The sequence below is a fragment of the Paraburkholderia kirstenboschensis genome (assembly GCF_032806925.1).
Lineage (GTDB): Bacteria > Pseudomonadota > Gammaproteobacteria > Burkholderiales > Burkholderiaceae > Paraburkholderia > Paraburkholderia kirstenboschensis.
Genome location: NZ_CP136512.1, coordinates 1,690,605 through 1,702,856 on the forward strand (window position 1 = coordinate 1,690,605; position 12,252 = coordinate 1,702,856).

11 protein-coding genes are annotated in these 12,252 nt (G+C 63.4%); 8 read left to right on the top strand and 3 right to left on the bottom strand.

Annotated features, from left to right (window positions below):
- Positions 1-134 precede the first annotated feature (134 nt).
- Positions 135-1,481 (top strand): NAD(P)/FAD-dependent oxidoreductase, encoded by a 1,347-nt coding sequence (locus RW095_RS16380; RefSeq protein ID WP_128585769.1) that lies wholly within the window; start codon positions 135-137, stop codon positions 1,479-1,481.
- An 88-nt stretch (positions 1,482-1,569) separates the two neighbouring features.
- On the top strand, positions 1,570-2,442 hold the full coding sequence (locus RW095_RS16385) for a dienelactone hydrolase family protein (RefSeq protein ID WP_317016971.1): 873 nt from the start codon (positions 1,570-1,572) through the stop codon (positions 2,440-2,442).
- Positions 2,443-2,613: 171 nt separating this feature from the next.
- Here the strand turns inward: RW095_RS16385 and RW095_RS16390 are convergent, their stop codons facing one another.
- Together RW095_RS16390 and RW095_RS16395 are read right to left on the bottom strand one after the other, a co-directional pair.
- Positions 2,614-3,483, bottom strand: coding sequence for a sulfurtransferase (locus RW095_RS16390; RefSeq protein ID WP_317016973.1), 870 nt, complete (start codon positions 3,481-3,483; stop codon positions 2,614-2,616).
- Between the two features lie 160 nt (positions 3,484-3,643).
- Positions 3,644-4,750, bottom strand: coding sequence for an aromatic ring-hydroxylating oxygenase subunit alpha (locus RW095_RS16395; protein ID WP_317016974.1), 1,107 nt, complete (start codon positions 4,748-4,750; stop codon positions 3,644-3,646).
- Positions 4,751-5,037: 287 nt separating this feature from the next.
- Between RW095_RS16395 and RW095_RS16400 the strand changes: the two genes are divergently transcribed.
- The 4 genes from RW095_RS16400 (at position 5,038) to folE2 (ending at position 9,363) form a co-directional block, all read left to right on the top strand.
- Positions 5,038-5,346, top strand: a complete 309-nt coding sequence (locus tag RW095_RS16400) for an exodeoxyribonuclease VII small subunit (protein ID WP_317016976.1) — start codon at positions 5,038-5,040, stop codon at positions 5,344-5,346.
- Positions 5,343-6,224, top strand: a complete 882-nt coding sequence (locus RW095_RS16405) for a polyprenyl synthetase family protein (RefSeq protein WP_201703382.1) — start codon at positions 5,343-5,345, stop codon at positions 6,222-6,224. The genes RW095_RS16400 and RW095_RS16405 overlap by 4 nt, the downstream gene beginning before the upstream one ends.
- An 85-nt stretch (positions 6,225-6,309) precedes the next feature.
- A complete protein-coding gene (dxs, locus tag RW095_RS16410) occupies positions 6,310-8,217 on the top strand; it encodes a 1-deoxy-D-xylulose-5-phosphate synthase (RefSeq protein WP_128597953.1) in 1,908 nt (635 codons plus the stop codon).
- A 339-nt stretch (positions 8,218-8,556) separates the two neighbouring features.
- A complete protein-coding gene (gene folE2 / locus RW095_RS16415) occupies positions 8,557-9,363 on the top strand; it encodes a GTP cyclohydrolase FolE2 (RefSeq protein ID WP_317016978.1) in 807 nt (268 codons plus the stop codon).
- 96 nt (positions 9,364-9,459) lie between these two features.
- Here the strand turns inward: folE2 and tsaD are convergent, their stop codons facing one another.
- A complete protein-coding gene (gene tsaD / locus RW095_RS16420; RefSeq protein WP_317016980.1) occupies positions 9,460-10,488 on the bottom strand; it encodes a tRNA (adenosine(37)-N6)-threonylcarbamoyltransferase complex transferase subunit TsaD in 1,029 nt (342 codons plus the stop codon).
- Between the two features lie 112 nt (positions 10,489-10,600).
- Between tsaD and RW095_RS16425 the strand changes: the two genes are divergently transcribed.
- Both RW095_RS16425 and rpsU read left to right on the top strand, forming a co-directional pair.
- Positions 10,601-11,818 carry a BaiN/RdsA family NAD(P)/FAD-dependent oxidoreductase gene (locus tag RW095_RS16425; RefSeq protein ID WP_317016981.1) on the top strand — a complete coding sequence of 406 codons (1,218 nt, stop codon included), beginning with the start codon at positions 10,601-10,603 and terminating at the stop codon, positions 11,816-11,818.
- A gap of 68 nt (positions 11,819-11,886) precedes the next feature.
- Positions 11,887-12,099, top strand: a complete 213-nt coding sequence (rpsU, locus tag RW095_RS16430; RefSeq protein ID WP_317016983.1) for a 30S ribosomal protein S21 — start codon at positions 11,887-11,889, stop codon at positions 12,097-12,099.
- The last annotated feature ends 153 nt before the right edge of the window (positions 12,100-12,252 follow it).

Genomic DNA, 12,252 nt, shown 5'->3' on the forward strand with positions numbered 1-12,252 from the left:
TATCGTCGTGTGCATGTCACATATGCGTATTGGCGGCTTGTGACAAACCGTGCTGCTCGCGGACAATCGGTAAAGACGCGTGCCTCTCGCGCGCGATCACGACGCACAACCCATCGGCAAATACGGAGAGTTCAATGCATCGGTTTATCGTCGTTGGCGGAGGCGCAGGAGGACTGGAGCTGGCAACTCGCTTGGGCGATCGCTATGGTCACAAGAACAAAGCCGGTACGCGGGCGCAGGTCACGCTCGTCGACCGCAATCCGACCCACATCTGGAAGCCGCTGCTGCATGAAGTGGCGGCCGGCAGTATGGACCCGTTCACGCAGGAACTCGAATATGCCGCGCAAGCGCGCTGGCATGGCTTCGAGTTTCAGCAGGGCGAGCTGACGGGCCTCGACCGCGCGAACCGGCGTCTCACGCTCGGCACCGTAGTCGACGACGACGGCGCCGAACTCCTGCCCGAACGCCAGCTCGAGTACGACACGCTGGTCATCGCGATCGGCAGTACGACGGCGTTCTTCGGCGTGAAAGGCGCGCCCGAGTTCTCTCTGGCACTCGACACCGTCAGTCAGGCCGAGCGCTTTCGCAAGCGCCTTATCGCGGCTTGCATGCGGGCCGAGCATCAGGCGCATGAGCCGGTCGAATCCGGAGTGGGCACTTCGCCTTCTTCCGAGCCGCGCATTCAGGTGGCGATTGTCGGAGGCGGCGCGACGGGCGTCGAACTCTCGGCGGAGTTGCGCAATACGGCGCAGGTGTTGTCCGCGTATGGTCTGCACAAACTCGATCCGCGGCACGACGTGGGCATTGTGTTGATCGAAGCAGGGCCGCGCATTTTGCCGGCTCTGCAGGAACGTGTATCGACGGCCACCGCCGAGCTGCTCACCAAGCTCGGCGTAAAGCTTATGACGAGCGAGACCGTGGCCGAGGTGGCGCCCGGCATCATCCGCACCGCGAGCGGAAAAACAGTGCGTGCTGATCTGACGGTGTGGGCGGCAGGCATCAAGGCGCCGGCTATTTTGAGCCAGCTCGACGGCTTGCCGGTCAACCGGCTCGGTCAGCTCAACGTGCGCCGCACGCTGCAAACCGAGATCGACGACAACGTCTTCGCGCTCGGCGATTGCGCTGCTTGCCCGTGGCCCGGTAACGAGAGGAACGTGCCGCCGCGCGCGCAGGCCGCGCATCAGCAGGCGAGTTTTCTGCTGAAGGCGCTCGCCGCGCGGCTTGAAAACAGGCCGCTGCCGGAATTCACCTATCGCGACTTCGGGTCGCTGGTCTCGCTCGGACACTTCAGCGCGGTCGGCAATCTGATGGGCGGCGTGATTGGCGGCAATATGCTGATCGAAGGACTGTTCGCGCGCTTCATGTACATGTCGCTGTACCGGCTGCACATTGCCGCGCTACACGGCTACGCTCGAATGGTGCTCGACACCTTCGCGCACTGGCTGCGGCGCACGACCTTACCGCGGGTCAAGCTGCACTGACGGCGCGCCTTACAGAGAGGTTGCATCTGCAACAGGACGCGCGCGAGGCGTATCCTGTTGCCTCCACCGTTCAACGAGGAGCGCCCGCATGCTGAATCCCGATGTCGACAGCCTGGTCCCGCACGTTCCCTTCAACCGACGTACTTTCATCAAGGCCGCGATCGGCACCGGCTTTGCTGCCGCCGTGTTGCCGGTGTCGGCGCAAACTATCCATACCGACAGCGAAGGTCTGGAAGCCGGCGAGATCGCCGTGCGTTCAGGCGGCACGCTCGTGCCGGCCTACCGCGCGCAGCCGAAGGGCAAGACGCATCTGCCGGTGATCATCGTCATTCATGAGGCGTTCGGCGTGCACGAGCATATCGCCGACGTGTGCCGGCGTTTCGCCAAGCTCGGCTATCTGGCTATCGCGCCAGATCTGTTCGTCCGCGAAGGCGATCCGATGGCGCTTCCGAGCATCCAGCAAATCAGTCAGCAGATCTTGAACAAAGTGCCGGACGAACAGGCGCTGGCCGATCTCGACGTGACGGTCGCGTGGGCCGGCGGGCACGGCGGCGATCTGAACCGGCTGGGCGTGACGGGCTTCTGTTGGGGCGGCCGCATCGCGTGGCTGTACGCCGAGCATAATCCGCGGCTCAAGGCGGCGGCCGTGTGGTATGGGCGCGTTACCGGCGATCGAACGGCAACTACGCCCACGAATCCGCTCGACCGCGTGGCGGATCTTCATGCGCCGGTGCTCGGTTTCTACGGCTTGCAGGACCAGAGCATTCCGCAGGATTCGCTCGAGCAGATGAAGCAGGCGATTGCCCAAGGGCCGCAGGTAGCGCGCGGTTCGCAATTCGTTGTGTACGACGATGCAGGCCACGCGTTTTTCGCGGACTACCGGCCGAGCTACAAGAAGGCCGACGCGGAAGACGGCTGGCGTCGGACGCTGGTTTGGCTCAAGCAGCATGGAGTGGTTTGAAGTTTGAACTCCCGCCTTTGAGCTTCGCATGTGCGGCTTTGGCTTCGCGCGTGAACTTGCCGCTGCAACTCGTTCGGGCTGCCGCGTTCCCCCGCATGCAACGCATAAAAAGGCCGTTGCCGCTTGTGAGCGGCAACGGCCTTCTGCTTTCCTGGCGGCGCTTTGCTTCGCTTAGGGATTCGGGCCGGTTGCGACGGGCCGCTTGGGATCAGAACTCCATTCGCTCCAGGAGCCCGGGTAGAGCGCTGCCCCGTGCAGACCGGCGACTTCCATCGCCAGCGCATTGACGCAGGCCGTCACCCCCGAGCCGCATTGCAGGACGACATGTTCCGGCGGCGTATCGCCTAGTAGCGCGGTGAACTCGCCGCGCAGGGTGTGAGCCGGCTTGAAGCGGCCGTCAGCCGTCAGGTTGTCCTTGAAGAAGCGATTGAGCGCGCCCGGAATATGACCGCCAACGGCATCCAGCGTCTCGTTCTCGCCGCGATAGCGATCGGCCGAGCGTGCGTCGACCACCACGCGCTCTTTGGAACCGAGATTGCGCTCGACCATGTTCGCGTCGACGGTGACGGAAAGCGGGGCGCCAGCTTTGAAGTCGCCGGTGTTTTGCGGCGGCACGTCTTGCGTCAACGGCTGGCCGGCGGCTTCCCACGCCTGCAGCCCGCCGTCGAGCAGCGCCACCGCGTCGTGGCCGAGCCAGCGCAGCAGCCACCAGGCGCGCGCCGCGTACATGCCGCCTTGCGCGTCATAGGCGACGACTTGCTGGCCTTGCTTCAACCCGCGCGATTCGAGCGTTTCGACGAGCCGCGCACGGTCGGGCAACGGGTGACGCCCGTTCGCGCCGTTCTTCGGCCCGGACAGATCGCGGTCCAGATGCAGATAATGCGCGCCGGGCAGGTGTCCCGCGAGATAGGCTTTTTCACCGGCTTCCGGGTCGGCCAGGTCGAAGCGGCAGTCGATGACGAACACGCTGCCCGGCGCCTCGGCGAGTCGTTCGGCGAGATTCGTCGCGGAGATCAAAGTGGTGTAGTGAGTGTGGGGCATGATGTCTCCTCGATGCGGGCGATGGCGGCTCCGTTGCCGGCGGTCTCGTGACGCGACCGGATGGCCGGGCTACCTCGTTAGTCTAAACAAAAAAAGACGGGCCGAAGCCCGTCTTTCCATGCGTTGATGCAAACGCGAGTGAGTTGCAGCGAGGCTGCAGTCAGATCGTGCCCAACTCGCGCCGCAGGAACTCGTGGAAGTGCTGCATGCCGTCTTCCATTGGACTCTGGTACGGGCCCACTTGTGACTCGCCACGCTCCATTAGCGCGCGGCGACCTGCGTCCATGCGTTCGGCGATTTCGTCGTCTTCGCGAGCCGTTTCCATATAGGCAGCGCGCTCCGCTTCGACGAACTCACGCTCGAACAGCGCGATTTCCTCAGGGTAATAAAACTCGACCACGTTGGTGGTTTTCTGCGGTCCGCGCGGAATCAGCCATGATACGACCAGCACGTGCGGATACCATTCGATCATGATGCCGGGGTAGTACACCATCCAGATCGCGCCGAACTCCGGCGGATTGCCGCCGCGAAAACGCAGCACTTCGTCGTGCCATTTGCGGTAGGTAGGACTGCCCGGCTGCTCGAGGTCCTTGTGGACGCCGACCGTTTGCACGCTATACCACTCGCCGAATTCCCACGTGAGGTCGTCGCAATTGACGAAGCTGCCGAGGCCCGGATGGAACGGCGCGACGTGGTAGTCCTCCAGATAGACCTCGATGAAGGTCTTCCAGTTGTAGTTGCACTCGTGCACTTCGACATGGTCGAACATGAAGCCCGAGAAGTCGAAGTGCTGTTTCGTGCCGAGGCTGGCCAGATCGCGTGCGACGTTGCGGCCCTGCGCTTCGAATAGCAGCCCTTGCCAGTTCTGCAGCGGCGTGGCGCCGAGATTCAGGCAAGGATTGTCCGCAAAATGAGGAGCGCCTAGAAGCTGGCCGTTCAGATCGTACGTCCAGCGATGCAGCGGGCAGACGATGTTCTCCGCCTGGCCGCGGCCGTTGAGCATGATGGCTTGCCGGTGGCGGCACACGTTCGACAGCAGTTCCACTTGCGACTGCTGGTTACGAACGAGCACCCGCCCCTCGCTCTCGCTGGGCAAGGCAAAATAATTCCCCACTTCCGGCACCATGAGATCGTGCCCGACGTAACGGGGACCTTTCTTGAAAAGGGTTTCGATTTCGCGCGTTAGAAGCGCTTCGTCAAAGTAAGCCGTGACTGGCAGTTGGCTGTGAACAGACCGCAACTGCAATGCATTGCTCAGATTGGACATTCCCACTCCCGATGAAGACGTGAAAGCAGTGAACAACCCAACCATCGAAGATTCGATTTAGGGAGCCCGAGATTATACCTGTTTCCCCCTTCCTGGGACAGTTAAGTCACTGATTTGGGTCAAAAATGTCGAGAAAGTTCGGCCTTTTCGCCGCAGACCAATAGTTTTTTTTCTGCGAGACTGACAGAGCGGCGAGGGGCGTACGGGCGGCCTGAAGGTCGGCTGGCGAGTCGGATTTGTCTCTTTTGCCGTAGAATGTCCGACTTGTTTTAATTTTGCGACTATTCATGGCGAAGACCGCGTCGAACGATACTGCTGCGGCGCCGGCCGAAGGCGTCGACAGCACGTCGCTGCCTGAGAATTACGAGGCGGCGCAGGCAGAACTGGAAGGGCTCGTTGCGCGCATGGAAAGCGGCAATCTCAGCCTCGAAGAGTCGCTCTCCGCCTATCGGCGCGGCGCGGCTCTGGTGGCGTTTTGCCAGCAGCAGCTCGAGAAAGTCGAGCAGCAGGTGCGCGTGCTCGACGGCGAGACGCTCAAGCCACTGCCCGTGAATACCGCAGGAACAGCCGCTACTGAAAGCGGGGACGACCTATGACATTCGAACAATGGACGCGCTCGGTGCTCGAGCGCGTCGAAACGGCACTCGAACACTACCTGCCGGCTGAAACAACGGAGCCCGCAAAGCTGCACGAGGCGATGCGCTACGCGGTGCTGGGCGGCGGAAAGCGGGTTCGCCCGCTGCTGTGCCATGCAGCAGGCGAGTTGACCGGCGCGCGCGCCGAGTGCCTGGATGCGGCAGCGGCGGCGCTGGAAATGATCCACGTGTACTCGCTCGTGCACGACGACATGCCCTGCATGGACGACGACGCCCTGCGCCGCGGCAAACCCACGGTACACGTCAAATATGACGAAGCTACGGCACTGCTGGTCGGCGACGCGTTGCAGTCGCAGGCGTTCGTCGCGTTGACTTCCGAGGTTCTGGCGCCCGCGCAGCAGGCGGCGCTCGTCCGCGAACTGGCTCTTGCTAGCGGTTCCATCGGCATGTGCGGCGGTCAGGCAATCGACCTTGCTAGCGTCGGTCACACGCTCACGCGCACGCAACTCGAAACCATGCACCGCATGAAGACCGGCGCGTTGCTGCGCGCAGCGGTGCGCATGGGCGCGCTGGCGGGTGAAGCGCCGGACGCGAACGCAATGCGTTCGCTCGACGCATACTCGGCCGCGGTCGGCCTCGCGTTTCAGGTCGTCGACGATATTCTCGACGTCACGACCGACTCCGCGACGCTCGGCAAGACAGCAGGTAAAGACGCGAAGGACGGCAAGCCGACCTACGTGTCGATTATTGGGCTCGACGCATCGCGTTCGCTCGCAGCGCAGTTGCGCAGCGACGCGCACGCCGCGCTGGCGCCGTTCGGTGCGCGCGCGCAGCGCCTTGCCGAATTGGCAGATCTGGTGGTGAACCGGGTCAGCTGAACGCGAAAGCCCGCCGCCGCGCGCCGTCCCCACAAGGCGCATGTATGAAGTGCGGGCGCGTAAGTTTTCCTACAATGGAACGACGATGTACGACTTGCTGAAAACCATCGACGACCCGGCAGCCTTGCGCCGCCTCGATCGCCGCCAATTGCAACCGCTTGCCGACGAGTTGCGCGCCTTTGTGCTCGACAGCGTGTCGCAGACGGGCGGCCATCTTTCGTCCAACCTCGGCACGGTCGAGTTGACCATTGCTCTGCATTATGTGTTCGACACGCCGCGCGACCGCATTGTGTGGGACGTCGGCCATCAGACGTATCCGCACAAGATTCTGACGGGCCGCCGCGACAGAATGCACACGCTGCGCCAGTTGGGCGGCATCTCCGGTTTCCCGAAACGCGACGAGTCCGAGTACGACACGTTCGGCACCGCGCATTCGAGCACGTCGATTTCGGCGGCACTCGGCATGGCGGTCGCTAGCAAGCTGCAGGGCGATAACCGCATGGGCATCGCCGTGATCGGCGACGGCGCAATGACGGCGGGCATGGCCTTCGAGGCATTGAACAATGGCGGCGTCGAAGACGACGTGCCCCTGCTCGTCATCCTGAACGACAACGACATGTCGATTTCGCCGCCGGTCGGCGCGCTCAATCGCCATCTCGCGCGTCTCATGTCGGGCCGCTTTTACGCCGCGGCGCGTGCGGGCGTCGAGCGCGTGCTGCGCGTCGCGCCGCCCATGCTCGATCTGGCCCGCAAGCTCGAAGAGCACGCGAAGGGCATGATCGTGCCGGCCACGCTGTTCGAGGAATTCGGCTTTAACTATATCGGCCCGATCGACGGTCACGATCTCGATTCGCTGATCCCCACGCTGCAAAACATCAAGGAACTGCGCGGTCCGCAATTCCTGCACGTGGTCACCAAGAAGGGCCAGGGCTACAAGCTCGCCGAGGCTGATCCGGTGCTGTATCACGGCCCGGGCAAGTTCAATCCGGCTGAAGGCATCAAGCCGGCTGTCGCGCCGTCGAAGAAAACCTACACCCAGGTGTTCGGCGAGTGGCTTTGCGACGCTGCGGAACTGGATGCGCGCGTGATCGGCATCACGCCGGCCATGCGCGAAGGCTCCGGCATGGTGGAGTTCGAGAAACGCTTCCCGGACCGCTACTTCGACGTGGGTATCGCCGAGCAGCACGCGGTCACCTTCGCTGGCGGTCTCGCCGCCGAGGGCATGAAGCCTGTCGTCGCGATCTACTCGACGTTCCTGCAACGCGCTTACGATCAATTGATTCACGACGTCGCGCTGCAAAATCTGCCGGTCGTGTTCGCGATCGACCGCGCGGGTCTGGTCGGCGCGGACGGGGCGACGCACGCGGGCGCTTACGACCTCGCGTTCATGCGCTGCATCCCGAACATGATGGTGATGGTCGCGTCCGACGAAAACGAATGCCGGCAGATGCTGTACACGGCGCTGCAGCAGTCGTGTCCGACGGCCGTGCGTTACCCGCGCGGCGCGGGCACCGGCGTGGCCACCGTCAAGCAAATGGCGGCGCTGCCTGTCGGCAAGGGGGAGGTGCGCCGCGAAACGTCGCAACCCGCGGGCAAGCGCATCGCGATTCTGGCGTTCGGCACGATGGTCGCGCCGTCTCTGGCAGCTGCCGAGCAACTCGACGCCACCGTGGCCAACATGCGTTTCGTGAAGCCGCTCGACGCCGACCTCGTGCGTCAACTCGCCGAAACGCATGACGCTATCGTCACCGTCGAAGAAGGCTGCGTGATGGGCGGTGCGGGCTCGGCATGCGTCGAAGCCCTGCTCGAGAGTGGGGTCATGCGGCCGGTACTACAATTGGGCCTGCCTGACCGCTTCATCGATCACGGAGATCCGGCCAAGCTGCTCGCCGCGTGCGGCCTCGACGCCACGGGCATCGCGAAGTCGATTCGCGAACGCTTTTTGTCGAGCGGTGCCGTGGCAGGCCAGTCGTCGGTCAAGCGTGTCGCTTAAGGCGGGTTGATCGAGCAGCACGATTGAGTGTGTCGATTGAGCGTGCCGAAGCCGCAAAGCCCCGCACCGCGTATTGCGCCGTCGCCTGCCATGGTGGCAATAGGAGCCTCTAACCTGAGTCGATGGGCCCGTGCGTGGCTCATCATCGAACGCCGGCAGGGGCCGGCGTTTGCCGTTGCGGTTTCTGCTCCGCGCGGCCGCTGAGGACTCCCGAACCCGCCGCTCCGCAAAAGCCCGTCATGGGCTAGCCTCAACCGCAGGGAAGTTGCTCCCGGGGCGGGGATGTCTGCGGAGCTGCACGCCTGCGGCGGGTCGGCGTCTTCCTGAAAGGACAAGAACATGAATCAGATGAACCCCGCCTTCGTGATGCCAGACGTGCAAAGCACGCCCGATACCCGCCAGATTCCGATTCAGCGGGTCGGCGTCAAGGCGGTGCGCCATCCACTGACGGTCCGCGCACAAAGCGGTGAGGCGCAACCGACCATCGGCACGTGGAACCTGGACGTGCATTTGCCCGCAGAGCAAAAGGGCACGCATATGTCGCGCTTCGTCGCATTGCTCGAAGAGAACAAGGCGCCGCTAGAACCGGCTACGTTCCGCAAGATGCTCGCCGCGATGCTTACGAAACTCGAGGCCGAGGCGGGCCGCATCGAAGTGTCGTTCCCTTACTTCGTGAACAAGACGGCGCCGGTGTCCGGCGTGCAGAGCCTGCTCGATTACGAAGTGACGCTGACCGGCGACACGCGTAACGGCGAGACCCGTCTGTTCCTGAAGGTGCTCGTGCCGGTCACGAGCCTTTGTCCGTGTTCGAAGAAAATCTCCCAGTACGGCGCGCATAACCAGCGCTCGCACGTGACGATCAACGCGGAACTGGCGGGCGAGGTCGCGGTGGAAGATTTGATCCGTATCGCCGAGGAAGAGGCGTCGTGCGAACTGTGGGGCTTGCTCAAGCGTCCGGACGAAAAATTCGTGACTGAGCGCGCGTATGAAAAACCGAAGTTCGTCGAGGACCTGGTGCGCGACGTCGCACAGCGTCTGAACGCGGATGAGCGGATCGTCGCATACGTGCTGGAAGCTGAGAACTTCGAGTCGATTCATAATCACAGCGCGTATGCCGTGATCGAGCGCGATAAGCGGTTGGGTTGACGCGTCGCCTCCGTCGCCTTGAATTCTTGATTGCAACAAAAAAGCCGCTCTAACGAGCGGCTTTTTTCTCGGCGTAACGCGCGGTTCGCGAAGCGTTCAGCGTGCGAGCGACGTCAGATCCCAGCGCGGTTTGACCGTAAACGCGTAGTCCTTGCCCGACTGATCCGGCCAGCGTTGCAGCCGCAACGCGCCTGCGAGCGCAATCATTGCACCGTTGTCCGTGCACAGCGACAGGTCCGGGTAATGCACATAAAAGTTGCGCTTTTGCGCGGCGGCCGAAAGTGCCTCGCGCAACTGCCGGTTCGCACCCACGCCACCCGCCACGACCAGACGGTTGAGCTTCGTGCGCTTGAGCGCGGCGAGCGACTTTGTTGCCAGCACTTCGACGGCAGCGTCCACGAAGCCGCGCGCCAGATCCGCTTTCGCCTGCTCGCAGATATTCGCGCCGCCGAGCTTTTTTGCGTGCGTAAGCACGGCCGTTTTAAGGCCGCTGAAGCTGAAGTCCAGATCGCCGGAATGCAGCATGGGGCGCGGCAGCACCACCGCGCCTGGCGTGCCGAATTCGGCCATTCGTGACACCTCCGGCCCGCCGGGATAGCCGAGGCCGAGAAGCTTGGCGGTTTTGTCGAAGGCTTCGCCCGCAGCGTCGTCGAGCGTTTCCCCCAGCGTTTCATAGACGCCTACGTCTGTCACGCGCATCAATTGCGTATGGCCACCGGACACCAGCAACGCGACGAATGGAAACGGCGGCGGCTCGTCGACCAGCAAGGGCGACAGCAAATGCCCTTCAAGGTGATGAATGCCGATGGTCGGCTTGTCCCAAGCCATGGCGAGCGAGTTGGCGACGCTCGCGCCCACCAGCAGCGCGCCCGCGAGCCCCGGCCCTTGCGTGTAGGCGATCGCGTCGATGTCGCCGCGCGCCGTGCCCGCGCGCTCCATGACCTCTTCGAGCAAGGGCAGCGCGCGCCGGATATGGTCGCGGGATGCCAGCTCGGGCACCACGCCGCCGTACTCCCGATGCATTGCGATCTGCGAATGCAGCGCGTGCGCGAGGAGGCCGCGCTCGGTGTCGTAGAGCGCGAGGCCGGTTTCGTCGCAGGAGCTTTCGATGCCGAGAACGAGCATGTCTGGTGGGCTGAAACGGGCGCTTGGACGCACCCGAAATCCAAAAAGGTAAGCTTCAAAGTATAGCAGTGCGAGGCAAGTCGCCGCAGGCGCGCAGGTACAATGCGGCCCCATGGAATCCTACGATATTGCGGTGATCGGCGCGGGCGCGGCCGGCATGATGTGCGCGGCGGTGGCCGGGCAACTGGGCCGGCGCGTGGTGCTGATCGATCACTCGCAGCGCCTCGCGGAGAAGATCCGGATCTCCGGCGGCGGCCGCTGCAACTTCACGAACCTGTATGCGGGCCCGGCCAATTATCTGTCGGCGAATCCGCATTTTTGCCGCTCGGCGCTCGCGCGCTACACGCCGCGCGACTTCATGGCGCTGCTCAAGCGGCATCATGTGACGTGGCACGAGAAGCATAAAGGGCAGCTTTTCTGCAACGAGTCGAGCGACGCCGTCATCAACGTGCTGAAAAACGAGTGCGACGCGGGACGGGTCGCATGGCGTGCGCCGCTGTCGGTCGAACATGTGAGGCAGGACGTGGAAGGCCGCTTCACGCTCGACACCAACGCCGGTCCAATCGCGGCGCGGGCGCTTGTTGTCGCTACGGGCGGGTTGTCGATTCCGAAGATCGGCGCTACCGATTTTTCCTATCGTCTTGCCAAGCAGTTCGGCCACAAGCTCATCGACACGCGCCCCGCGCTCGTTCCGCTCACCTTCGCCGCCGCCGACTGGGAGCCGTTTTCGGCGCTCTCCGGCGTGTCGCTCGAGGTACGGATCGCGACCGGCAACAAGAAATCCGGCGCTGAATTCGAAGAGGACCTGCTGCTCACGCACCGCGGCCTTTCCGGGCCGGGCGTGCTGCAGATCTCCAGCTACTGGCAGCCGGGCGAGCCGATCCACATCGATCTGCTGCCGGACCGGGACGCCGCCGCCGCCTTGCTCGAAGCGAAGACCGGGACGCGGCGTCAGATTGCGAATCTGTTGTCGGAATGGGTGCCGCAGCGGCTCGCCCACGTGTGGCTGGAGACCCATCAGATTCCCGCCGAAGCTCGCGTGGCCGACCTGCCGGACAAGGTGCTTCGCCGTGTCGGTGAAGCATTGTCGCGCTGGACGCTCACGCCTAACGGCACCGAAGGCTACCGCAAGGCCGAAGTGACCCGCGGTGGTGTGGATACGCGCGACCTTTCGTCCACCACGATGATGAGCGCCCGCGCACCGGGCTTGTACTTCATCGGCGAGGCGGTCGATGTGACTGGCTGGCTCGGCGGCTACAATTTTCAGTGGGCCTGGGCGTCAGGCGTGGCGGCCGGTGAGGCCGCTGCGGAGTACGCCCGGGGGGCTTGACGGCGCAATGGCTTTGTGCGAAAGCTCTGCTATACTCCTGAACCTTTACAAAGTTCCGTTATTGAAAAATGACGACGATCCGCGTAAAAGACAGCGAGCCGTTTGAAGTCGCCATGCGCCGTTTCAAGCGCACCATGGAGAAAAACGGTTTGTTGACGGAACTTCGGGCGCGCGAGTTTTACGAAAAGCCTACGGCTCAGCGTAAGCGCAAGAAGGCGGCTGCGGTGAAGCGTCATTTCAAGCGTCTGCGTGGCCAGATGCTGCAAAAGAAATTCTACTGATTCTGGCGTTGCCGCTGTTCTGGTCAAACGGAGCGGCGACATCCAACCGGTGACGGCACAACGGGTGCTGCCACGGAAAACACGGTCTTATCGGACCAGCCGGCAGGGTCGCATCCACTACGCACATTGCGCCAACCCGCTTGAGGAAGCTGT